Origin of the sequence: Pseudomonas sp. 2848 (assembly GCF_003253945.1) — a bacterium.
Lineage (GTDB): Bacteria > Pseudomonadota > Gammaproteobacteria > Pseudomonadales > Pseudomonadaceae > Aquipseudomonas.
In genome coordinates this window covers 217,479-242,215 of record NZ_QKZD01000007.1, presented here as the reverse complement: position 1 = coordinate 242,215, position 24,737 = coordinate 217,479, and the positions used below count along the sequence as shown (strand labels likewise).

The following is a 24,737-nucleotide window of genomic DNA, read 5'->3' as shown; positions in this document are numbered from 1 at the left end:
CCGCGAAACTCTCTGTTGCGGCGTTTCAGACCGCGACCAGGCGCACGCTGGCGCCCTCGCCGACACCCAGGGCCTCGGCGGCTTCGCCGCTGAGGTTGACCGGCTTGCCCGGAACCCAGTCCAGTTCCAGCAGCACGGCGCGGTAATCCTGCAACTGGCCGTTGCACACCAGGTACGGACGGCCGCCCTTGACCGGCGACTCGTCGAGCTTGACCGGCACCACCCGGCTCTGGGCGATGGAGCGGATGCCCGAGGCGCGGGCGTGCAGGGTCGGGCCGCCGTCGAAGATGTCGATGTAGTGCTCGGTCTCGAAGCCTTCGCGCATGAGGATGTCGAAGGTGATCTGCGCCCGCGGGTGCACCTGGCCCATGGCCTCCTGTGCCTCGTCGGCCAGCAGCGGCACGTAGATCGGATAGTGCGGCATCAGTTCGGCGAGGAAGGTGCGGCTCTTCAGGCCACACAGGCGCTCGGCGTCGGCGTAGTTGAGGTCGAAGAAGTTGCGGCCGATGGCGTCCCAGAACGGTGACTCGCCCTGTTCGTCACTGTAACCGACGATCTCGGTCACCACTGACTCGGCGAAGCGCTCCGGGTGCGAGGCCATGAACAGCAGGCGGCCACGCGAGTTGAGCTCGGCGAAGGCGCTGGTCACCAGCTCCGGCACCACGTAGAAGCTGGTCAGCAGGCTGTTGCCGGTGAGGTCGTGGCACAGCGACAGGACGTGGATCTTGTTGTGGATCTTCAGCTCGCGGGAGGCGTGTACGAAGGTCTCGTTGCGGAAGCTGTAGAACGGCTCGGAGTAGCCGGCCGAGGCGACGATGGCCGAGCAGCCGACCAGCTTGCCGGTGGCGCTGTCCTCGAGCACGAAGAAGTAGCTCTCCTCACCGTTGAAGCTGACCTCGGCGGCGAAAGAGGTTTCCGACGCGGCGATCTTGTCGCCCAGACGCCCAGCGTCGTCCGGCAGCGAGGTGACACCAATGGGGCTGTCGGCAGCCATGCGCTGCACTTCGTTCAGATCAGCCATTTGCGCGGGGCGCATCACCAGCATGGTGTCACTCCTTTCGGGAAAGCGGGCCGATCACCTCGGCACGAAAAAACGGCGGGCACGCGCCACTACCTGCAAGCAGGTGCCCGCACTGGAATCAGGTATCGCCGGCCTCGCTCGAGGCCGGCGACAGCAGCACCGCAGGATCAGCCCTGGGTCAGTTTGCGCACAGCGCGCTCGAAGCGCTCCAGGCCTTCATCGATATCGCTGTCCTCGACCACCAGGCTCGGGGCGAAGCGCACGACATCGGGACCTGCCTGCAGGACCATCACGCCTTCCTTCTCGGCGGCGTTGAGGATGTCCTTGGCCTTGCCCTTCCAGGCGTCACTGAGCACGCAGCCGATCAGCAGGCCGACGCCGCGCACCAGGGTGAACAGGCCGGTTTCCTGGCCGATCTTCTCCAGGCGGGTCTTGAAGCGTTCGTGCTTGGCCTTGATACCCGCCAGGGTTTCCGGGGTGTTGACCACATCGAGCACGGCGCAGGCGACGGCACAGGCCAGCGGGTTGCCGCCGTAGGTGGTGCCGTGGGTGCCTACGGCCAGGTGCTTGGCCAGGTCGCTGGTGGTCAGCATGGCACCGATCGGGAAGCCACCGCCCAGGCTCTTGGCACTGGTCAGAATATCCGGGGTGACGCCGTAGTGCTGATAGGCATACAGCGAGCCGGTGCGGCCGACGCCGGTCTGCACTTCATCAAAGATCAACAGCGCGTTGTGTTCGTCGCACAGCCTGCGCGCGCCTTCCAGGTAGGCCTTGTCGGCCGGCACCACACCACTCTCGCCCTGGATCGGCTCGATGACCACGGCGCAGGTCTTGTCGGAAATCTGCGCCTTCAACGCTTCCAGGTCGTTGTACGGCACATGGCTGATGCCGGTGATCTTCGGCCCGAAGCCGTCGGAGTACTTGGGCTGGCCACCGACGCTGACGGTGAACAGGGTGCGACCGTGGAAGCTGTTCACAGTGGCGATGATTTCGTGCTTCTCGGGACCGAAGCGGTCATGAGCGACACGGCGGGCAAGCTTGAAGGCGGCCTCGTTGGCTTCGGCGCCGGAGTTGCAGAAGAACGCGCGCTCGGCAAAGGTCGCGTCCACCAGCTTGTGCGCCAGGCGCAGAGCCGGCTCGTTGGTGAACACGTTGGAGACATGCCAGAGGGTATTGGCCTGCTCGGTCAGCGCCTTGACCAGCGCCGGATGGCAGTGACCCAGGGCGTTGACTGCGATGCCGCCAGCAAAGTCGATCAGCTCGCGCCCGGACTGGTCCCATACTCGGGAGCCCTCGCCTCGCACAGGAATGAAGGCCGCCGGGGAGTAGTTGGGGACCATGACCTGGTCGAAATCGGCACGTTGCACCGGGGCTTGCTCAACGGACATCTGAGTCTCCTGAAGAGGAACGCTGGCCTGGAAGTGGCGAGCGATGAAGGGATTGTAAGGACTGATCGGCGCCTGTCCTTGCTGCCAGGCGACAACTTGTTACAGCGCCAAACCGAGTTTTCACGCGGTTTTCGGCAATGCGACAAACAGTGTCGCAATCGCGCAGTGTAACGGCAGCAGAGGGTGGCGGGGAGATGCTCGGTGAGAATTGGGTGAACGGGTGTTCACATGTACAAACCGCATCGCGGGGCAAGCCCGTTCCCACCAGCAATACACTGCGCAGGAGCGGGCTTGCCCACGCTAGTGCCTTCGCTGGAAGGGAGATCTTCAGCCGCGCTCGGCCGGTGCCGAACTCAGCTCGAACGGGCTGCTGTTACGTCGCTGATTACGGTCTTCGCGCGGTGTGGCGCCGAAGAAATTGCGGTACGCGCTGGAGAAATGTGGCCCGGAAGAGAAGCCGCAGGACAAGCCGATCTGGATGATCGACTTGCTGGTCTGCATCAGCATCTGCCGCGCCTTGTTCAGGCGCAGCTCCAGGTAGTACTGGCTAGGCACGCGATTAAGGTACTGCTTGAAGATACGCTCCAGCTGGCGGCGGGAAACGCACACGTGCTGGGCGATTTCGTCGGTGGTCAGCGGCTCTTCGATGTTGGCCTCCATCAGCAGCACCGCCTGGGTGAGCTTGGGATGGCTGGAGCCCAGGCGGTTCTGCAGTGGAATACGCTGGCGCTCGCCACCTTCGCGAATGCGCTCGACCACCAGCTCTTCCGACACCGCGCCGGCCAGTTCCGCCCCATGGTCCCGGGCGAGCACCGCCAGCAGCAGGTCGGTCACCGCCATGCCGCCGCAGGCAGTCAGGCGATCACGATCCCAGTCGAACAGATGGCTGGTGGCGATCACCTTGGGGAAGCGCTCGGCAAAATCATCCTGCCAGCGCCAATGCACCGCAGCGCGGTAGCCGTCGAGCAGGCCCAGCGCCGCCAGCGGATAAACCCCGGCCGACAAGCCGCCGATCATGCAACCGCTGCGCGCCAACTGTTTGAGCGCGGCGGACAATGCCGAACCGATCGCCACCGGCGGTTCATCAGCCAGCAGGAACAGCTTGTGATAGCCCTCCAGGCGGCCGGCCCACGCTTCGCCCGGCAGGCGCCAGGCGCCCTCCTGCCCGGCCTCGGCCTGCAGGTAGGACATTGTGTAGACCACGTCCGGATGCACCCGCTGGGCAACCTGCAACACCTCTTCGGCCAGCGCCAGGGTCAGCGGCTTGGTGCTGGGCCAGATGAGAAATCCGATTCGCTGGGTGGTCATAGGGCGTGGTCCGAAACCTGAAAAGGAGGGTCGCGCTTGTGGCGCCGGGGCATGCTGCGTGCGTTGCGCAGCATGCCCCATCATGGTGCAAAAGTGCAGCCTTTACTTCAGGCTGCCGGAAAGGAACTGCTTGAGGCGCTCCGACTGCGGATTGACCAGCACTTCACGCGGGCAGCCCCGCTCTTCCACCAGGCCCTTGTGCAGGAACACCAGCTGGTTGGAAACCTCACGGGCAAAGCCCATCTCATGGGTGACCACGACCATGGTGCGGCCTTCCTGGGCCAGCGATTGCATGACCTTGAGCACATCGCCCACCAGCTCCGGATCCAGCGCCGAAGTCGGCTCGTCGAACAGCATCACCTCCGGCTCCATGGCCAGGGCGCGGGCAATGGCCACACGCTGCTGCTCGCCACCGGACATGTGCCCGGGGAAAGCGTCCTTGCGGTGGGACACACCGACCTTGGCCAGGTAGTGCTCGGCCTTCTCCAGCGCTTCCTTCTTGTTGACGCCCAGCACGTGCACCGGCGCCTCGATGACGTTTTCCAGCGCAGTCATGTGCGACCACAGGTTGAAGTGCTGGAACACCATCGACAGGCGCGAACGCATGCGCTGCAGCTGTTTCGGATCGGCGGCCTTGAGCGCGCCGTCCTTGCCGGCAACCAGCTTGAGCTCTTCGTTGTTGAGCAGGATCTTGCCCGCGTGCGGCTGCTCCAGCAGGTTGATGCAGCGCAGGAAGGTCGATTTACCCGAACCGCTGGAGCCGATGATGCTGATCACGTCGCCTGCCTTGGCTTCGAGGGAGACGCCCTTGAGCACCTCATGGCTGCCGTAGCGCTTGTGCAGGTCTTGGATTTGGAGTTTGTACATACTGTCGGATCTCACAGAGCGGTCAGTGCTTGCGCGGCGCCAGGTAACCGAGCCAGCGGCGTTCGGCCATCTTGAACAGGCGCACGAGGATGAAGGTCAGGCACAGGTAGAACACGCCCGCCGTGATGTAGGCCTCGAAAGGCAGGTAGTACTGGGCGTTGACCGTGCGCGCGGCACCGGTGATGTCGATCAGGGTGACGATCGACGCCAGGCTGGTGGTCTGCAGCATCATGATCACTTCGTTGCTGTACTGCGGCAGCGCCCGGCGCAGCGCCGACGGCAGCAGGATGCGGCGGTACATCTTCATGCGCGACATGCCGATGGCCTTGGCCGCCTCGATCTCGCCATGGGGCGTGGCCTTGAGGCTGCCGGCAATGATCTCGGCGGTGTAGGCGCTGGTGTTCACGGCGAAGGCCAGGCAGGCGCAGAACGTCGCGCTGGACAGCCAAGGCCAGAAGATGCTCTCGCGCACCGCCTCGAACTGGGCCAGGCCGTAGTAGATCAGGAACAGCTGCACCAGCATCGGCGTGCCGCGGATCACGTAGGTGTACAGCCAGGCGCTCATGTTCACCAGCGGCTGTTTCGAGACGCGCATCAGGCCCAGCGGGATGGCCGCCAGCAAGCCGAACAGGAGCGACAGCGACAGCAGCTTGAGGGTGGTCAGCAGACCGCCCAGGTACAGCGGCATGGCTTCCCAGATGACGTTGTAGTCGAAGATCATAGTTCAGCCGCCTTGACGCCCACCGAGTAGCGCTTCTCGAGATACTTCAGCGCCAGCAGCGAGACACTGGTCAGTACCAGGTACAACGCCGCCACCGCGAGGAAGAAGGTGAAGGGTTCGCGGGTGGCGTCCGCCGCCTGCTTGGCCTTGAACATCATGTCTTGCAGGCCGACCACCGAAATCAGCGCGGTCGCCTTGGTCAGCACCAGCCAGTTGTTGGTGAAGCCCGGGATCGCCAGGCGGATCATCTGCGGCACCATGATGCGGAAGAACACCTGGACACCGCTCATGCCGTAGGCGGCGCCCGCCTCTGCCTGGCCCTTGGGGATACCGAGGAAGGCACCGCGGAAGGTTTCCGACAGGTACGCGCCAAAGATGAAGCCCAGCGTGCCGATGCCGGCGACCAGGGGATTGAGGTCAATATAGTCGTCATAGCCGAGCAGCGGCGCCACCCGGTTGAGGATGTCCTGGCCGCCATAGAAGATCAGCAGGATCAGGACCAGGTCAGGGATGCCACGGATCACCGTGGAGTACAGGTCCCCCAGCCAGGCCAACCAGCGCACCGGCGACAAACGCAGCGCCACGCCGATCAGGCCGAGGACGATGGCCAGGGCCATCGACGACAAGGCGAGCTGCAGCGTCAGCCACGCCCCGTCGAGGATGACTGCCCCATAGCCTTTCAACATGATTCGGATTCCTCAGGGCTTGGGAATGAAAAATGGTGCAAACCTCAGAGATTCTGCTGTTTGCACCATTGCACAGGTGAAACTCGATGGTTACTTCGAGTCTGGACCGTAGATGTCGAAGTTGAAGTACTTCTTCTCGATCTCTTTGTACTTGCCGTTGGCGCGGATCGCGTCGATGGCGGCGTTGATGCGCTCGGCGTTGGCGGTGTCGCCCTTGCGCACGGCGATACCGACGCCATCACCGAAGTACTTGGTGTCAGTGAAGGCCGGACCGACGAAGGCAAAGCCCTTGCCGGCATCGGTCTTCAGGAAGCCGTCCTCGAGCAGGGTGGCGTCGGCCACGGTGCCGTCCAGGCGGCCGGCGGCGACGTCCAGGTAGATTTCGTTCTGGGTGCCGTAGGGCACCACGGTGGCGCCTTGCGGAGCCAGGACTTCCTTGGCGAAACGGTCGTGGATCGAACCGCGCTGCACGCCGATCTTCTTGCCCTTGAGCTCAGCCAGGCTGTCGCTGACGGCGGTGCCTTCCTTCATCACCAGGCGCGCCGGGGTCAGGTAGTAGCGCTTGGTGAAGTCGACCGACTTCTTGCGGTCGTCGGTGATCGACATGGACGACAGGATGGCGTCGATCTTGCGCACTTTCAGTGCCGGGATCAGGCCGTCGAACTCCTGCTCGACCCAGGTGCACTTGGCTTTCATTTGTTCGCACAGGGCGTTGCCGATGTCGTAGTCGAAGCCGGCGAGGCTGCCATCGGGCTGCTTGAAGGCGAAGGGAGGGTAGGCGGCCTCGATACCGATCTTCAACGGCTTCTCATCGGCCTGCGATACCAGGGAAAACACGGAAAGCGCCAGGGCGCCAAGCAGTGCGAGCTTCTTCATCAGGTAACTCCATCGGTACGGGGCAATACAAGGCAGTTGTAACGGCTGCCCGATATGCGAATGGGTACAACGCGAGCCGCGCAGGTTTCGACCAAGGTCGCAGACCACGAGCGAGTGAGTGGCATTCTAGCGACAGCCCGGTGGTCGATATTTCTTCAAAGCGACAACTAATTACAGAAGCGCCAGGAACCGCGGCGGGCGATATTGACAGCTCCTGCGAGATATGCAAGAGCAAAAGAGAAATAACCTATACCCAAAGCAATAAGCGGGCCCATTATTGGCAAAGCCTTGTATTCCGGCAAGCGCAGCGTGCGACCCTGCACGAAATGCCCGCAGAATGCACTCATTTGGCACGCAGATGTTTCCACAAGCCCCGCATTTGGGCGAAATCGGTGACAGCGACGGTTACCGATGAATGTCGGAGTAACAGTTTGCATCAGTAAAGCAAAAACCCCGCCGGGTGCCGGCGGGGCTTTGTCATGGTTTCAGGATCACCGGGGCTGCAAGGCAGCCCCGCGACGCTCAGGCCGAAGCCAGGCTCATCGCCTTATGGGTGTCGATCAGGTGCTGCACCACCCCTGGATCGGCCAGGGTGGAGATATCGCCCAGCGCGTCGTACTCGCCAGTGGCGATCTTGCGCAGGATGCGGCGCATGATCTTGCCCGAGCGGGTCTTCGGCAGCCCAGGCGCCCACTGGATCACGTCCGGCGAAGCGATCGGGCCGATCTCCTTGCGCACCCAGTTCTTCAGCTCGAGGCGCAACTGCTCGTTCGACTCCTCGCCGGCGTTCAGGGTGACGTAGACATAGATGCCCTGCCCCTTGATATCGTGCGGCACGCCCACCACCGCCGCCTCGGCGACCTTCGGATGCGCCACCATCGCGCTCTCGATCTCGGCGGTGCCCATGCGGTGCCCGGAAACGTTGAGCACGTCATCCACGCGACCGGTGATCCAGTAGTAGCCATCCTCGTCGCGACGGGCGCCGTCACCGGTGAAGTACATGCCGCGGAAGGTCTTGAAGTAGGTGTCGACGAAACGGTCGTGGTCGCCGTACAGCGAACGCGACTGGCCCGGCCAGGAATCGAGGATCACCAGGTTGCCCTCGGCGGCGCCGTCGATCAGGTTGCCCAGATTGTCCACCAGCGCCGGTACCACGCCGAAGAACGGACGGGTTGCCGAACCCGGTTTGAGCCCCGTGGCGCCCGGCAACGGACTGATGAGAATGCCGCCGGTCTCGGTCTGCCACCAGGTGTCGACGATCGGGCAACGCTCCTTGCCGACAGTCTTGTAGTACCAATTCCAGGCTTCAGGGTTGATCGGCTCGCCCACCGAACCCAGCAGGCGCAGGCTGGAGCCATCGGCGCCGGCGACCGCCGCCTCGCCCTCGGCCATCATGGCGCGGATGGCGGTCGGCGCGGTGTAGAGGATGTTGACCTTGTGCTTGTCGACGATCTTCGACACGCGGGTGATGTCCGGGTAGTTCGGCACGCCTTCGAACAGCAACGTGGTCGCACCATTGGCCAGCGGGCCATAGACGATGTAGCTGTGGCCGGTGACCCAACCCACGTCGGCGGTGCACCAGTACACTTCGCCCGGACGGTAGTCGAACACGCGCTCGTGGGTCAGCGCGGCATACACCAGGTAGCCGCCGGTGGTGTGCAGCACACCCTTGGGCTTGCCGGTGGAGCCGGAGGTATAGAGGATGAACAACGCCTCTTCGGCACCCATTTCTTTCGGCGCACAGTGGCTGGAGGCGACCTTCATCAGGTCTTCGTACCAGATGTCGCGGTGCTGGTGCCAGGCGATGTCGCCACCGGTGCGCTTGCACACGATGATCTTTTGCACGCTGCTGGTTTCAGGGTTGGTCAAGGCCAGGTCGACGTTGGCCTTGAGCGGGGTACGGCGGCCACCACGCAGGCCTTCGTCGGCGGTGATCACCACCTTGGACTTGCAGTCGATGATGCGGCCGGCCAGCGCCTCGGGCGAGAAACCGCCGAACACCACCGAGTGGATCGCGCCAATGCGCGCGCAGGCCAGCATGGCGACCACGGCCTCGGGGATCATCGGCATATAAATGGTGACCACGTCACCGCGGTGCACGTCCTGGCCACGCAGGGCGTTGGCGAACTTGCAGACCTGCTCGTGGAGCTCACGGTAGGTAATGTTGCGATGCTCGGAAGGGTCGTCGCCTTCCCAGATGATCGCCAACTGGTCGCCGCGCTCTTCGAGGTGGCGGTCCAGGCAGTTGTAGGAAACGTTGAGAGTGCCGTCGGCAAACCATTTGATATCGACATGGTGGTCGTCGAAGGAGGTCTGCTTGACCTTGGTGAAGGGCTTGATCCAGTCCAGACGCTGGGCCTGCTCACGCCAGAAGCCGTCCGGGTTGATCACCGATTGCTGGTACATGGCCTTGTAGGTGGCCTCGTCGGTCAGGGTACTGGCCGCAACCTCGGGACGAACGGGATACAGTGGAGCCGCACTCATCTGTGTTACCTCGGTGTAATAGTTGTTTTTGTATGGAAGCGTTTGTAACTGTACCAGAGCGACAAAGACCATTCGACGTTGGTAGTAACGCGACGGACCGTCAATCCATGAATGTGCAGCGACCGCTCTAATGCATGGCATGCAGCCATCGCAGGCGGGAAAAGGCAGCGCTTTGCCAGGGATTGTTACAGATTCTGTCAAAAGACTTTATCAAAACCCGCTCTGTTTCAGCCCTGGCCACCCTCCTAGAATTCACCTCGCCAGCAACGGCAACGCGATTAACTTGGAAACAGCCCCCACGAAGGCAACGTTAATCCGCACCTCATCCTGATAGTTGAAACTTAGTTGCACTCGCGGCGCCACAAGCGCCGCGCGCCCCCTCACGACCTTAGACAGGTAAATTGAAAATGAAAGCTTTACTGGTATTGGTACTTGGCGGTTTTTGCGGCGCGGCACTGGCCGGCGAAGCAAAAGATGTCGAGCAGATTCCGGTTGAACAGTACAGTTATTCGCAGCACCTGGACATCGCCCGCGTCATCTCCATGAGCGAAGTGCCGAACGTCTGCGAAGTGGTGCCTGCGCGCATGACCTATGAGGACTCCCAGGGCCAGAAGCACATTCTCGAATACCGCGTGATGGGCAACGGTTGCTCCAACGGCTGAGGCCATAGGCTTAGCGCGAGGCAAGCTCGCTCCCACCACCTTTGCATTCGTGGGAGCGGGCTTGCCCTGCGATCAATTTCAGCCTCGATAAACTTCCAGATTATTCCACCGACTTGTTCAACGAATAATCCCGCAACTTGTTGGCAATGGTCGTATGGGAAACGCCCAATCTTTTTCCCAGCGCCCGACTACTTGGGAATTCACTCATCAAACTTTCCAATACCGCCCTTTCAAACCGCCCGACAATCTGCGAAAGATCGCCATCCAGGGAAAACTCGCCCAACGGTTGGCGCGCGCCATAATCCGGCAAGCGGATATGTTCGCTCTTCACTACCCCGCCTTCGCACAGCGACACCGCCTGGAACAACACGTTCTCCAACTGGCGCACATTGCCCGGCCAATGATACTGGCCGAGTTTTTCCATTGCAGGCGGCGCCAGGCGCGGCAGCGGGCAGCCGATCTGTCGGCTGGCCTGGTCGAGGAAGTGCTGCACCAGCCCTTCCAGGCCATCCATGCATTCGCGCAGCGGCGGGATGTGCAGCGACAGCACGTTGAGGCGGTGGTAGAGGTCCTGGCGAAACTCGCCGCGTGCGCACAGTTCGGACAGGTCGACCTGGGTCGCGCAGATCACCCGCACATCCAGGTAGACCTCTTCGTCGCTGCCGACCCGGCGGAAACAGCCATCCTGCAGGAAGCGCAGCAACTTGACCTGCAAGCGCGGGCTCATCTCCCCCACCCCATCGAGGAACAAGGTGCCGCCGGCCGTCAGCTCCAGCAGCCCCAGCTTGCCCTCGGCCCGCGCCCCCTCGAACGCTCCCGGCCCATAGCCGAACAGCTCGGTCTCGGCCATCGACTCGGGCAGGCCGGCGCAGTTGAGCGCCATCAGCGGCGCCTGGCCACGTGGGCTGGCCAGGTGACAGGCCCGCGCCAGCAGTTCCTTGCCGGTACCGGTCTCGCCCTCGATCAGCAGCGGTGCATCCAACGGCGCCATGCGCCGAGCCTCGCGTACCACGGCGGCCATTACCCGTGAGCTCTGGAAGATGCTGTCGAACCCACGCAACTCCTGCTTGCGCACGTTGTAGATGCGCTCACCGATACGGTCCGCGCGGTGCAGGGTGATTACCGCGCCGGCCAGGGCTTCACTGTCGTCATGCTCGGACTGCAGCGGTGCGATATCGGCCAGGAACACATCGCCCTTGACCTTGATCCGCAGGCCGTTGATTCGCGATTTGTTGGCCCGTATCAGCTCCGGCAGGTCGAAGTCCTCGACATAGCGCGACAGCGGAATGCCCGGTACTTCGTCCACCCGTACGCCGAGCAGCTGCGCCGCGCCGCGGTTGGCGGCAACGATGCTGCCACCCATGTCGATCGACAGCACCGGGAAGTCCAGCGCCCCCAGCAGCGCATTGAGCTCCATGTGCCGGCGCTCGCTGGGCATCAGGCCGACGCGCTTGACCCCGAACACCCCGGCGATCGACTCGAACTTGGGCCGCAGGGCCTGGAACTGCAGGTTGATCAGGTTCGGGCAGTGCAGGTAGATGGCGTTGCCATGGTCACCTCCCACTTCGCCGCGCAACACGTTGATCCCGTACTCCACCAGCAGGTTGAGGATGTCCCGCAATATGCCGATGCGGTTCTGGCAATGCACTTTGATGCGCATAAAGGTTCTCTAAGCGGCCGAGTTTTTGCTCGCACCACGGAAAAGTCGTAAAGATAAGCTGACAAAAATAGCAGTCCGCCCAGCTCGATGTCCGTGATTTTCCGGGATGACGCTGATTTTGTAAAATTATCGTTACGAACAGAAGATAAACGGATACGCAGGGTCGGCCCTCACCCCGGTGCAAAACGTCGTTTGTAGGGATATTCCTAAGGTATGTCCTGTACATATAACAAGAACGCCCTCACCAGGAGAGCCACATGAAACAGACGCAATACGTGGCACGCGAGCCCGATGCGCATGGCTTTATCGACTACCCGCAGCAAGAGCATGCGGTGTGGAACACCCTGATCACCCGTCAGCTGAAAGTGATCGAAGGCCGGGCATGCCAGGAATACCTGGACGGCATCGACCAGCTCAAGCTGCCCCATGACCGCATCCCGCAGCTGGGCGAAGTCAACAAGGTGCTTGGCGCCACCACCGGCTGGCAGGTCGCCCGCGTCCCCGCGCTGATCCCCTTCCAGACCTTCTTCGAACTGCTGGCCAGCAAACGCTTCCCGGTCGCCACCTTCATCCGCACCCCGGAAGAGCTGGACTACCTGCAGGAGCCCGACATCTTCCACGAGATCTTCGGCCACTGCCCACTGCTGACCAACCCGTTCTTCGCCGAATTCACCCACACCTATGGCAAGCTCGGCCTGGCGGCGACCAAGGAACAGCGCGTCTACCTGGCACGCCTGTACTGGATGACCATCGAATTCGGCCTGATGGAGACCGCGCAAGGCCGCAAGATCTACGGCGGCGGCATCCTCTCCTCGCCGAAAGAGACGGTCTATAGTCTGTCCAGCGAACCGGAGCACCAGGCCTTCGACCCGATCGAAGCCATGCGCACGCCCTATCGCATCGATATCCTGCAGCCCCTGTACTTCGTCCTGCCGAACATGAAGCGTCTGTTCGACCTGGCCCACGAAGACATCATGGCCATGGTCCACCAGGCCATGCAGCTGGGCCTGCACGCACCGAAGTTTCCACCCAAGGCCGCTGCCTGAGCGCCCTTGTCGATAACAACTCAAACCGGAAATCACCCATGAATGCCTTGAACCAAGCCCACTGCGAAGCCTGCCGCGCCGATGCGCCGAAAGTCACCGACGAGGAACTGGCGGAGCTGATCCGACTGATTCCGGACTGGAACATCGAAACCCGCGACGGCCACATGGAGCTCGAGCGCGTATTCCTGTTCAAGAACTTCAAGCACGCCCTGGCCTTCACCAACGCCATCGGCGAAATCGCCGAAGCCGAAGGCCACCACCCTGGCCTGCTGACCGAGTGGGGCAAGGTCACCGTGACCTGGTGGAGCCACTCGATCAAAGGCCTGCACCGCAACGACTTCATCATGTGCGCGCGCACCGACGAGGTCGCCAAAACTGCTGAAGGGCGCAAGTGATGCACTTCTCGGCCATCGGTCGGATCCCTGGCGACCCGATCCTGGGGCTGATGGAGGCCTACGCCCGCGACGGCAACCCGGCCAAGTTCGACCTGGGGGTCGGCGTATTCAAGGACGCCCAAGGGCTCACGCCGATTCCGGCTGCGGTCAAGCAGGCCGAGCAGCGCCTGGTCGAGCGGCAGGCCACCAAGAGCTATGTCGGCGGCCATGGTGATGCAGCGTTCACGCGCCTGGTCAGCGAGCTGGTGCTGGGCAGTGATTCCACGCTGCTCAAAAGCCAGCGCGCCGGCGCCACCCAGACCCCTGGCGGCACAGGTGCCCTGCGCCTGGCGGCGGAGTTTATCGCCCACTGCCTGCCGGGCCGCGGTATCTGGCTGAGCGACCCGACCTGGCCGATCCACGAGACGATCTTCGCCGGGGCCGGGCTCAAGGTGTCGCACTACCCCTACGTGGGCGCGGACAACCGCCTGAACGTCGACGCCATGCTCGCCGCACTTGAGCGGGCACCGCAAGGCGACGTGGTGTTGCTGCACGCCTGCTGCCACAACCCCACCGGCTTCGACCTGGGCCAGGACGACTGGCGCGCGGTGCTCGACATCGTCAAGCGGCGCAACCTGCTGCCATTGATCGACTTTGCCTACCAGGGCTTCGGTGACGGTCTGGAGGAGGACGCCTGGGCAGTGCGCCTGTTCGCCGCCGAACTGCCGGAACTGCCGGAACTGCTGATCACCAGCTCCTGCTCGAAAAACTTTGGTCTGTACCGTGAGCGCACCGGCGCCCTGCTGGTGTGCAGCCACGACGCCGAGAAACTGCAGGATGTGCGCAGCCAACTGGCGTTCATTGCGCGCAACCTGTGGTCGACGCCGCCAGACCATGGCGCGGCGGTGGTCGCCGAGATCCTCGGGGACCCGGCACTCAAGGCGTTGTGGATCGAAGAAGTGAACGCCATGCGCCAGCGCATCGCCGAGCTTCGCGTCGGCCTGGTGAAAGCGCTGGAGCCCCATGGCCTGGCCGAGCGCTTCGCGCACATCGCCGCGCAACGCGGGATGTTCTCCTACACCGGCCTGAACCCCGAGCAAGTGCGCCTGCTGCGTGAGCGGCACAGCGTGTACATGGTCGGTACCGGCCGGGCGAACATCGCCGGTGCAGATGCCAAGCGCCTGGAGCAGCTGGCAGCGGCCATCGCCGACGTCTGTCGCTGAAACCTGGCCGCAGGGGCGCGGGAGCGGCTTGCTCCGCGATAGCACTATCGCGGGACAAACCGCTCCCGCGCCCCTCCTGCTTCCCCCTGTCCGATAGCCGCCCGCTAAAACCGACCAGCGTCCGGGAAAAATCCCAAACTGTCATCCAGACTGCTGTATCCTGCCCCAGCTTTTCGAAGCCTCACATGCGCCAAGCGCTGCCTTTTCACTCACACTTGCGAGGAACGACGAGATGCATGAAATCCCGAATCTTCCCTTCCCAAGCCTGAACCCCGAAGAGCAATCCGTTGCCGCCCACGCCGAACCGACGCCCGTCGTCGAGCAGGACAGTGACGATCAATCCAGCGCCGACCAGGAATAGCCGCGCATCCCCCTCCGACTGTGTGAAAACGGCTGACCTGCGGGCTATCCCCGTCATCACGTTTTCACACCGTCCAGATTCCCCTCAGAATGCGATAACCCTGTACCACCCTGTCCTTGGTTGAATCCACAGACTGTTGCCCTCCCTACAGGAGGCCACATGTCAACTGACTCCCAACCCACTCTCCACCCCCTCTGTGACGCATCTCCCACCGCTCAGCGTATTGGCGCCACACCCAGCCACTCAATATCCCAGAACCGGATACCGACCACCGGCAATGAACCAGCGCCAGGCCCCGACGCCACGCAGATCACCCCATCGCAACTGCTGGAAAGAATCCGAACACATGTAACAAGCTGGCACTCGACTGATGAAGACATGGATAACGACATCCAGGCATCTACTCCTGTCCTGGTCGCCGACAACTTGGACATTCCCCTGAGCGCGCCACGTGAGGCGCACGATCCTATCAGGGCAGTTCACCTCACTCTCAGATTCCTGCTGGACAACAACACGCAGTTCCCTGAAGACCCACGCTTCTTCTTTACCAATCTTATGGATCTGTACGGCAACACGAAGACCTACGCATTGGTTGCCGCAGTATTGAGCGTTGCACCAGAAACCCTGACACCCCGCCACATCCACCATTTTTTTGCCCGCCTCGCATGGCTTAATGAAGCCTCGATTAAAACGGATACCGCGAGAAAGCAGCTGGATAACTTGTTGTTTGGTGAAAACATGCCGAGTACAGAGGCTGCCCGGCTAGGCAAGGAGGCATTTTTCGAACTGGGCGAACTGCTGGCCGGCGTGCCCAGTTCATTGCAGATGTGGATGCTGCAGTTCAAGCGGGGTCAGCGCCGAGACCTTGCCAGCGATTGGCTTGCGCAATGCCCTGCTGAAAACCTGTTGCAGGGCCTTACGGCATACCAATTGAGCCCGGCCCTGTCAGCCTTGGCATCCCTGGTCACGACGCTTGAGGAATTACTGCCCACCACAGCAGAGTACGAAGATAAAGCACTGATACTTTCCCGAAACATGCACCTCACCCAGCCCATGATGAAGCTTCGTATCAAGGCGCTTGCTGCTGCCTCACAGATACCGACCTGGGTGGATGAAGATCGTTCTCACGATAACAGCCCACCGGTTGAATGGAGCAAGGCCCATACTCAGGATCTGGGGGTCCGACTTCTCAGGAAAGTGGCACTTCATGCAGTACACGAAAATACTGAAGCCTGGGTGAAGCTCACCCTTGAAAATGCTCAACGCGCCCGGGGTATGCAGGCGTTTTCCTTTGCAAACAAACTGAAGCAGGTGCACCCATCACTCAGTCGCACAGGCTGCCTTCGATTAGCCTCCTTGCTGTTGCCCCTTACACCAACAACGCTTGCCCCCTCCCCGCTCGAACCTTTGCCTGACAGTCGAGCCCTGATGAGTACGCCACTCGCCTTCAACGACTGGTCTGACGACTGCTCCATCGACGAATTGTTCACGAACGCAGGCTTTGAACTGCTCTGCGAGCGCAAGCAAGGCAAGCGACATTTGCTGATGCCTGCCCCGCAAGCCTGGCAACTGATGATGCGGTCACTGCAGTTTGCAGACGTTTTCCGCCCCCTACTCGGCCTTGCAGGTTGGTATGGTGCCTCTGTTGGAGAGTCCGCATCCCCGCGTGCGACACAAGCACTGGCAAGCCGAGCAATCATCGATCACTTTTTGGGGCCACGGACGCAGTCGAATCGCTCGATGGCCGAAGAATTCCAGGGCCACTGGGTATCCGAGTACAACCACCTGCAATTGCGTAAAAAAATCAGCAACGCTATCACTGAGCGCAATCCTGGCATTTCCCCGGCCGCACTGGAGCTGCTCGAATACCTGCTGCTTCGCGAAATCGCTCCCGAACTGCTGGTTACCGGCACACCCGACTGGCTCTACTATGGCCGTTCTCTGCAAAGCGTTGCGCTGATTCACGGTGCCAGGCTGCTTGAAGCGATGATGCCCGGCGCCAGTTGCAGAGCCTCATTTGACAAAGTTGTCACATTGGCCAGCGACTTGAGTGCCTCTGATGATAAACAGGTACAGCGCCACTGGAGCAACGCCCTGGCCCTACCGGCATTACGCTATGCGAAGGCCCATGGCGCGCTTGCAGACTTGACGGTTGAGGACATCGGGCAAGCAACGGCACATCAGATTCAGCGTGCGCTGGAGTTCACCGCTGACGCACAAAAGTCCTTTGCTGACGATGCAAGCCAGCTCGCCATGACGCCACCGGACCGCAAAACGCTGGCCGAGGAACAATTAAGCCAGGCCGGTGTTGACAGGCAATATTGGGACAAACCGATCGAAACCGATGGAACATGGCACTACCTGAGTGCCCGGGGCTTGGTCAAAGCGACCGTTTACACCTGGCACCACACCATCACCACTCCCGGTTTCGTGGACGATGTCGGCGCACCAAGCCCGCGGCCAATCATCGAAAACCTGACCCAGTTAGTCATGTCCGGCGATCTCTATCGGGCGGGGAAAAGCACAGTTCCAACGCTGTATGAGCAGGCCTTCGCATCGTTCAAGGCCGACTGGCAGCAAGCTCATGCACGCCTGATCAAGCGCCTGTTCATGGAACTGCCGCAAGCCTTGCGCACACAGCTTTATACCTCCACCTGTGAAGTGAGCCGGGTAGCGTTCAACACACCGTCGGACAGCGAGGAGCAAACAGGAATCCAAGGCCTGTTCATCCGTTGCCAGCCTGGCGACCACCGAGAAGATTTCGATAGTCACGACGCCAGTAAAGAGTATTTCTTCGAGCTCACCCCCAGTGCCGGTGCACTTCGCCCTTGCAACCAACAATTCAGTTACAGGGTTGAGCCGAACACCGGTTTTAGCGGCAATATTGTCGAGACGATGGACAAGCACTGGGGGAACCACGACCGCGAACTCCAGGCCCGCGCGACCCCGTTGCACCCCCTGGACAGTGACGCCTATCTCAACGGAACTCCCTCGCGCCTGGCGAATCAGCTCCAGACGCCACGCAAGGGCAAACTGATTGCAGCATCGAGACGGGTCTATGCGCAGCAGGCCAGTGAGGCCGACTTTTTCCAGGCACTGGCCACTACTGCGACAGCGCACCTCTACGCATCGACGCTGGCGCAGTTCAAGGCAGATCACACTCACACCACCCCATGGGAAGAGATGATCGCGCTGGAGAAGAAGATCGCTGAATTCCTCGCGCGTGCGATCCTGCCTTTTTATGGCTGCATTTCCGATCTGGCGGAAGGTGATCACTCGGCAGGTGTCATCGCAGGGTGCGTAACGGATTCGATAGGCGTCCTGATACCGGCAGGCAAGTTCATTGCCTCGAGCGCGACAGTCATACGTACAGCCGGTCGCCTCAGCTTGCGAGCCAGTTGCGAAGCAATGAGCAGCGCTATCGTGGAGCTGGTCAGCCACTTGGCCCAGCAAAGCCCGGCTCTCGTATTTAGAGATATGGGCCGACTTGCACGCTGGCTATCCGTAAAGTCCTGGGAAAAGCCTGCTCTACGTTGGCTGCACGACCTGCGAGGAACCGCTCGACTGGTGCACATGACGCAAGAGGGTGCATACAGCATTGCCCTGAACGCCTTGAGTGAGAGGGCGCATCCTTACTCAGCGAACGACCTGATGCAGGTGGGAAATACCGAAAACTGCCTCGTGCAGGATCTAGGCACCCCAGAAAAACCAAGTTACAAACTGCTTGATCCACACGACAACCTGCCCTACGGACCTAGGCTTATCGTCGAAGGAACGGCACAAGCACCTTCATTGACGCCCTTGAAAAGCCTGGGCTCGATTAGTCCAGGGCATTATCCGACACGTATCGCAGGCGTCATGTCCGAAGACGGCAAGATAAGCCTGGCTATTGCTGAAGCATGTCGTCTGCGGGTTCGTTACAAGGGTGCAGGGCACTACGACATCCAGATTGATGGTCACGACTACCACCTCGATGCCAACCTGCCCGAACCTTGCCTGACGCAACTATCCAATACACCCGTCAGCGACCTGGAGGCCATATCCGTCTCGGAGGTGACCTGTCGTCTCAGGCGCGATCTGGAGGAGGCCTCTTGCACGCCATTCACCAAGTTGATCAGCCTTCCCGTCGAACGCACGCTTCCCAATCAGCCCCCACTGACACGCGGGCAGGAAATCAGCCAGGCATTCGAAGCGAGGGAGTTTCATCTTGAGCGCCGAAACATGGCGGCCACGGACCTGAGTTCGGCCACCTCGCTGGATCTGCTGGTTCACGAAGGAAAGTTTTGCAAATGGGACCATGCGCCCATCAAGGGAACACGGCCTGTCCAGTTCACAAGGGAAAAGAAACTGCTTGCACTGAGCGCGGAGCAATGCAGCAGCCTGGGGCTGCCCAACACACCGACTTACCTACCCCAGATCAACGGCCGCATGTCCAGCGAGCGTAACTTCGGCCTATCACACGCGATCAGTGGCACGCAGGCCAAGGCAATCAACCCCCACGTTCCAGTCGTAGAGCTGGAACAAGTATCAGCGCAGATCATGGATAGACGACGCTTACGCGGGCTCAATATGGAGTGGAACGCGCAAAAAAACATCTACGTGGAAGTAGACAACGGTAAATTCTATAAAACTCGTCAAGGCCCGGGAACACTCATATTTACCCCGGTGACCGACGCCAGTGAAATCGATGAGTACTTGCGCCTGTCCAATCAGTACCGATTCGTCGCCGAGCGGCCCGGTAGTTCAACCGATCGAGACAATATTGCCAAGCTGCTGTTCAGCACCCTCGTGGAGAAACGTGAGCCAGGGTTGCAGGCGTGGCTTGCAGCCTCCCGCTCCAACCGAAACTACCGGGCGTATGCGCAATGGTGCATTGACAACAATCAACGCAATGAAATGCTTCACTACGCAGAAAACATCCTCTCGGGGGAGCGCGCTCAACTAGGTCTGATAGACGAAACAAGAAGTCTGATTTCAGACTGGAAGTCCATCGCCCAACGCAATAGCGCCGAAAAAAAAAGCACCGTCGAAACGCTGAATGAGCTGCTGCCGATTCAAGGGAGGGAGCACCTTTGGGTACCATTGACGGTCAACAACATTGCCCAACGTGATGTTGCTGAAATGATTGCCAGACAGATGAACAACAGCAACCTGGCGTTTGCTTCGATTGTCACCAACGATGGAGAAAAATTCGTCTATTACGCATTAGCTGGCGGCAAGCGAGCGGAAGGATTACATCTCAAACCCTATGCGCCCGGCGCAAACAGCCACAGCGTAGGCGATACCACCTATATCGATGCCGGCGCGTTGATGCATAACCGCACACCTGATCCAGACATCGTCAGCCTTCCAGTTGTGCGACATTCAGGTAGCGTATCGGTTAGGCCGTATGACCGCTACCTGGATTCGGAACGCCTGATTGCAACCATCCTCAAAGAAAATCACTCATCGAACAGTATCTACTCAATCCATATGTTTACTCGAATGGATACCTGTAGATCCTGCGGGGCGGTGGTGCTCCCTCAACTGAGGCTCAACTACGCAAGCGCCGACTTCTGGGTGACCTACTTGGACACCTATCCAACCTGACCCAGTTCAGACTCTGGTGGTAACTGTGGCTCGGTCTTGACGACCGCGGCCGCCTCATCACCTTCCCGATCCAAGCTTCATATCCAGCCTGGGTCGAGATGGCTATCATGGTGAAGCCTCAGCTTCACCATGATTGGAACCCACATGCCCGAGACTCACCTCTCCTCACCAAGGATCACCGCCCAGGTGATCGCCATCGTCCTGTTCACCTTCATCGGCTACCTGAACATCGGCATCCCCCTGGCCGTGCTGCCTGGCTACGTGCACAACGAACTGGGTTTCAGCGCCGTGGTCGCGGGCCTGGTGATCAGCGTGCAGTACCTGGCCACCCTGCTTAGCCGCCCCACCGCCAGCCGCATCATCGACAACCTCGGCAGCAAGAAGGCGGTCATGTACGGCCTGTTCGGCTGTGGCCTGAGCGGCGTGTTCATGCTGGCCTGCAGCTTCCTCACCCACCTGCCCTGGCTCAGCCTGATCTGCCTGTTCATCGGCCGCCTGGTGCTGGGCAGCGCCGAGAGCCTGGTGGGCTCAGGCTCGATCGGCTGGGGGATCGGCCGGGTCGGTTCGGAAAATACCGCCAAGGTGATCTCCTGGAACGGCATCGCCAGCTATGGCGCATTGGCCATCGGCGCACCGCTTGGGGTACTGATGGTCAAGCACCTGGGGCTGTGGAGCATGGGCGCGAGCATCATCCTGCTCGGCATCCTTGGCCTACTGCTGGCCTGGCCCAAGCGCGCCGCGCCGGTGGTGGCAGGGGTGCGGCTGCCATTCCTGCGCGTGCTGGGCAAGGTTTTCCCGCATGGCTCGGGGCTGGCCTTGGGCTCGATCGGTTTCGGCACCATCGCCACCTTCATCACCTTGTACTACGCCAGCCGCGGCTGGCCCGACGCCGCGCTGACCCTGAGCCTGTTCGGTGCCAGCTTCATCTGTGCGCGGCTGTTGTTCGGCAACCTGATCAACCGCATCGGCGGCTTTCGCGTGGCTATCGCCTGCCTGTCGGTAGAAACCCTGGGATTGCTGATGCTCTGGCTGGCGCCGACGCCCGGACTGGCCCTGGCGGGTGCAGCGTTGAGCGGCTTCGGGTTCTCGCTGGTATTTCCGGCGCTGGGGGTGGAGGCGGTCAACCAGGTATCGGCGGCCAACCGTGGCGCGGCGGTGGGGGCCTACTCGCTGTTCATCGACCTGTCGCTGGGCATCACCGGACCCTTGGTGGGCGCCGTGGCGGCAGGCTTCGGCTTTGCCTCGATTTTCCTGTTCGCGGCCGCGGCAGCGGGATGCGGGCTGGTGTTGAGCTTGTACCTGTATCGCCAGGCACGTCGATTGCGCGAGGCCTGAAAGCCTCGCGGGGCAAGCCCGCTCCCACGCGCTTGCCCCGCGAGGGTCCGACGGGTCAGCGCTGGGCGTACTGCAGCACCACTTCCAGCGGGTGGCGCAGCTGCTTCTCGGTCATGCGCTTGACCTGGCTACGGCACGAATAGCCGGTCGCCAGTGCCTCCCCCGCCTTGTCCAGCTTGGTTGCCCAGGATTGCTCGAAGATGGTCTTCGAGGCTTCCTGGTTACGCGCCTCGTGCCCATAGGTACCGGACATGCCGCAGCAGCCGGTGGCCTCGGTGACCAGCTTCAATCCCAGGCGGGCGAAAACCTGCTCCCACTGCTTGGTACTGGCCGGCACATTGGTCTTCTCGGTGCAGTGGGCCATCAGGCGGAAGCTGTCAGCCCTGAACGGCGCCTGCTCGGGCAGCACGTTCATCAGCCACTCCTGGGGCAGCAGTACCGACGGGCACTCCACGCCATCGACCTTCTGGTACTCCTGGCGATAGACCAGAGTCATCGCTGGGTCCAACCCCACCAGCGGCACGCCGCAGTCGGCCAACGCCTTGAGCTGGGTGGCGTTGCGGACCGCCGCCTTGGCGAAGGCACCGAGGAAACCCTGCACGTGCAGCGGCTTGCCGTTGGCGCTATAGGGTGCGAGGAACACCTTGTGCCCCAGGCGATGGGCCAGCTCGATGAACGAGGCCAGCAATGGCGTCTCGAAATAGCGGGTAAAGGCGTCCTGCACCAGCACGATACTGCGCTCGCGCTGGGCCGGGGTCAGCTCACGCAGCGCGGGCACGCTGGCGACCTGAACCCGGCAACGGGTCAGAGTAGCCTGGAAGTTGAAACGACTGATCAGCGGGCTATCGACCATGCCGACCTTGTCCGCCAGCAGCCTGCTCACCCAATTCGAGCCCATCACCGCGTTGTACAGGCCCGGCGCATGAGCCAGGTACGGGATGGTGAACTCCAGCGAGCCGATCAGGTAGTCGCGCAGCGGACGCTGGTAGCGGCCGTGGTACAGCTCGAGGAAGCGTGAGCGGAAGTCCGGCACGTTGACCTTGATCGGGCACTGCCCCGCGCAGGACTTGCACGCCAGGCAGCCGGCCATGGCGTCGTACACCTCGTGGGAGAAGTCTTCCTGGCCCTGGCGGCGCGCACGGCTGTTGCGCAGCCGCGCCGGCAACCCTTTGAGCCAGGAGGCCTTGCGCTGGGCGGCGGCGAGCACATCGATGTTCGCCTCGCCCTGCAGGCGCAGCCACTCGCGGATCAGCGAGGCACGGCCCTTGGGCGAGTGCTGGCGTTCGCGGGTGGCTTTCCACGACGGGCACATGGCGTCGTTGGGGTCATAGTTGTAGCAGGCGCCGTTGCCGTTGCAGTGCACTGCGCTGCCGAAGCTCTGCCACACGCGCTCATCGATGCTGCGGTCGAGGTCGCCGCGAAGGGTCACGCCATCCACCGGGGTCAGGCCTTCGGCGCTGTCCGGGGGGGTGCAGATCTTGCCGGGGTTGAGCTGGTTATGCGGGTCGAACGCGCCCTTGAGTCGCTGCAGGGCCGGGTACAGCTCGCCGAAGTACTCCGGCACATACTCTGAGCGCAGGCCCTTGCCGTGCTCGCCCCACAGCAGGCCGCCATAGCGCTTGGTCAGCGCCGCCACGGCATCGGAGATCGGCTTGACCAACGCGGCCTGGGCCGGGTCTTTCATGTCCAGCGCCGGGCGCACGTGCAGCACACCGGCATCGACATGGCCGAACATGCCGTAGGCCAGGCCGTAGCCATCGAGCAATGCACGGAAGTCGGCAATGTAATCGGCCAGTTGCTCCGGCGGAACCGCGGTGTCCTCGACGAACGGCTGCGGACGCACTTCACCCTCGACGTTGCCCAGCAGCCCCACCGAGCGCTTGCGCATCACATAGACGCGGCTCACCGCTTCGGCGCCTTCGGCCAGGGTGTGGCCCAGGCGCTCGACACCCTTGTCGGCCTGCAGGTGCGCGACGAAGGCCTGGACCCGGGCATTGACCTCGTCCGGCTCGTCACCGCAGAACTCCACCAGGTTGATGCCCAGGGTGGGGCGCTCGGGGTCGGCCGGGAAGTATTCGGCGACGCTGTGCCAGACGATGTCCTTCATCGCCAGCATCAGCACCTTGGAGTCGACGGTCTCGATCGACAGTGGCTTGTGCGCCATCAGCGCATTGGCGTCGCGCAGGGCGTCCATGAAACTGGTGTAGCGCACGTTGACCAGCACCGCGTATTTGGGGATCGGCAACACATTGAGCTTGGCCTCGACCACATAGCCCAGCGAGCCCTCGGCCCCGCACAGCACGCTGTTGAGGTTGAAGCGGCCCTGATCGTCGCGCAGGTGCGCCAGGTCGTAGCCGGTCAGGCAGCGATTGAGCTTGGGGAAGGTGCTCTCGATCAGTTCGCCCTGGGTTTGCTGGATCTCGCGGGCCATGCGGTACACCTCGCCGACCCGGCCGGGCGCGGCGCAGGCCTGTTCCAGCGTAGCGTCGTCGATCGGCAGGCTGTGCAGGCGCTCACCGCCGAGCAGCACGCTGTGCAATTCGAGCACGTGGTCGCGGGTCTTGCCGTAGGTGCAGCTGCCCTGGCCACTGGCGTCGGTGTTGATCATGCCGCCGACGGTGGCGCGGTTGGAGGTGGACAGCTCTGGCGCGAAGAACAGCCCGTGGGGCTTGAGCGCGGCATTGAGCTGGTCCTTGACCACGCCCGCCTGCACCCGCACCCAGCGCTGCTCGACGTTGATTTCGAGAATGGTGTTCATATGCCGCGACAGGTCGACGACGATGCCGTCGGTCAGCGACTGGCCGTTGGTGCCGGTACCACCGCCACGCGGGGTCAGCTTGATGTCACGAAAACGCGGCTCGGCCATCAGCGTGGCGACCCGCGCCACGTCGTCGGCGTCCAGCGGGAACACCGCCGCCTGGGGCAGGCGCTGGTAGATCGAGTTGTCGGTGGCCAGCACGGTGCGGGTGCCGTAGTCGGCGCTGATCTGGCCACGGAAGCCGCTGCTTCTCAGGGCTTCTAGGAATTCGGGGTATTGGGCGGCGGGCGCGCGGGGCGGCAGCTGGGCGATCATCGAAGGATGCCTCTTTGATATCGGCTAATTCACGGAAATCTTGTCGCTCCGGCATGAATGGAT

The 24,737-nt window shown here is 62.0% G+C and carries 17 protein-coding genes; 7 read left to right on the top strand and 10 right to left on the bottom strand.

Annotated features, from left to right (window positions below; genetic code table 11):
• Positions 1-25: 25 nt before the first annotated feature.
• The 8 genes from aruF to acs all read right to left on the bottom strand — a co-directional run bounded on the left by aruF (position 26) and on the right by acs (position 9,351).
• A complete protein-coding gene (aruF, locus tag DFS21_RS15920; RefSeq protein ID WP_102683091.1) occupies positions 26-1,045 on the bottom strand; it encodes an arginine/ornithine succinyltransferase subunit alpha in 1,020 nt (339 codons plus the stop codon).
• A gap of 143 nt (positions 1,046-1,188) precedes the next feature.
• Entirely contained in the window at positions 1,189-2,409 is a 1,221-nt protein-coding gene (locus DFS21_RS15915) for an aspartate aminotransferase family protein (RefSeq protein ID WP_110702360.1), read from the bottom strand.
• Between the two features lie 327 nt (positions 2,410-2,736).
• Positions 2,737-3,717: a transcriptional regulator ArgR gene (gene argR, locus DFS21_RS15905; RefSeq protein ID WP_110702358.1), complete on the bottom strand. Its 981-nt coding sequence runs from the start codon at positions 3,715-3,717 to the stop codon at positions 2,737-2,739.
• Positions 3,718-3,819: 102 nt separating this feature from the next.
• Positions 3,820-4,584 (bottom strand): ABC transporter ATP-binding protein, encoded by a 765-nt coding sequence (locus DFS21_RS15900; RefSeq protein ID WP_023630946.1) that lies wholly within the window; start codon positions 4,582-4,584, stop codon positions 3,820-3,822.
• 22 nt (positions 4,585-4,606) lie between these two features.
• Positions 4,607-5,305, bottom strand: a complete 699-nt coding sequence (locus DFS21_RS15895; protein WP_110702356.1) for an ABC transporter permease — start codon at positions 5,303-5,305, stop codon at positions 4,607-4,609.
• The gene (locus tag DFS21_RS15890; RefSeq protein ID WP_023630944.1) at positions 5,302-5,991 is read right to left on the bottom strand and encodes an ABC transporter permease; all 690 of its coding nucleotides are present in this window, start codon (positions 5,989-5,991) and stop codon (positions 5,302-5,304) included. Before DFS21_RS15890 ends, DFS21_RS15895 begins: the two co-directional genes overlap by 4 nt.
• 90 nt (positions 5,992-6,081) lie before the next feature.
• Positions 6,082-6,867: an ABC transporter substrate-binding protein gene (locus tag DFS21_RS15885; protein WP_050706738.1), complete on the bottom strand. Its 786-nt coding sequence runs from the start codon at positions 6,865-6,867 to the stop codon at positions 6,082-6,084.
• Between the two features lie 522 nt (positions 6,868-7,389).
• A complete protein-coding gene (acs, locus tag DFS21_RS15880) occupies positions 7,390-9,351 on the bottom strand; it encodes an acetate--CoA ligase (RefSeq protein WP_038706576.1) in 1,962 nt (653 codons plus the stop codon).
• Positions 9,352-9,758: 407 nt separating this feature from the next.
• On the opposite strand from acs, the gene DFS21_RS15875 reads away from it, so the two are divergent.
• The gene (locus DFS21_RS15875) at positions 9,759-10,013 is read left to right on the top strand and encodes a DUF2790 domain-containing protein (protein WP_023630669.1); all 255 of its coding nucleotides are present in this window, start codon (positions 9,759-9,761) and stop codon (positions 10,011-10,013) included.
• 100 nt (positions 10,014-10,113) lie between these two features.
• Here the strand turns inward: DFS21_RS15875 and DFS21_RS15870 are convergent, their stop codons facing one another.
• A complete protein-coding gene (locus DFS21_RS15870; protein ID WP_110702354.1) occupies positions 10,114-11,673 on the bottom strand; it encodes a sigma-54-dependent transcriptional regulator in 1,560 nt (519 codons plus the stop codon).
• Positions 11,674-11,930: 257 nt separating this feature from the next.
• Here DFS21_RS15870 and phhA point away from each other — a divergent pair, with 257 nt between their 5' ends.
• The 6 genes from phhA to DFS21_RS15845 all read left to right on the top strand — a co-directional run bounded on the left by phhA (position 11,931) and on the right by DFS21_RS15845 (position 21,601).
• Positions 11,931-12,719: a phenylalanine 4-monooxygenase gene (phhA, locus tag DFS21_RS15865; protein WP_110702352.1), complete on the top strand. Its 789-nt coding sequence runs from the start codon at positions 11,931-11,933 to the stop codon at positions 12,717-12,719.
• Between the two features lie 38 nt (positions 12,720-12,757).
• Positions 12,758-13,114, top strand: a complete 357-nt coding sequence (locus DFS21_RS15860) for a 4a-hydroxytetrahydrobiopterin dehydratase (RefSeq protein ID WP_023628481.1) — start codon at positions 12,758-12,760, stop codon at positions 13,112-13,114.
• Entirely contained in the window at positions 13,114-14,316 is a 1,203-nt protein-coding gene (locus tag DFS21_RS15855) for an amino acid aminotransferase (RefSeq protein WP_111532648.1), read from the top strand. Before DFS21_RS15860 ends, DFS21_RS15855 begins: the two co-directional genes overlap by 1 nt.
• A gap of 232 nt (positions 14,317-14,548) precedes the next feature.
• On the top strand, positions 14,549-14,677 hold the full coding sequence (locus DFS21_RS26950) for a hypothetical protein (RefSeq protein WP_256591399.1): 129 nt from the start codon (positions 14,549-14,551) through the stop codon (positions 14,675-14,677).
• Between the two features lie 378 nt (positions 14,678-15,055).
• Positions 15,056-20,266 carry a deaminase domain-containing protein gene (locus DFS21_RS15850; RefSeq protein ID WP_158539552.1) on the top strand — a complete coding sequence of 1,737 codons (5,211 nt, stop codon included), beginning with the start codon at positions 15,056-15,058 and terminating at the stop codon, positions 20,264-20,266.
• 144 nt (positions 20,267-20,410) lie between these two features.
• The gene (locus DFS21_RS15845) at positions 20,411-21,601 is read left to right on the top strand and encodes an MFS transporter (protein WP_111532646.1); all 1,191 of its coding nucleotides are present in this window, start codon (positions 20,411-20,413) and stop codon (positions 21,599-21,601) included.
• Between the two features lie 55 nt (positions 21,602-21,656).
• On the opposite strand, the gene DFS21_RS15840 is transcribed toward DFS21_RS15845, so the two are convergent.
• Positions 21,657-24,674: an FAD-binding and (Fe-S)-binding domain-containing protein gene (locus DFS21_RS15840; RefSeq protein ID WP_111532645.1), complete on the bottom strand. Its 3,018-nt coding sequence runs from the start codon at positions 24,672-24,674 to the stop codon at positions 21,657-21,659.
• Between the last annotated feature and the right edge of the window lie 63 nt (positions 24,675-24,737).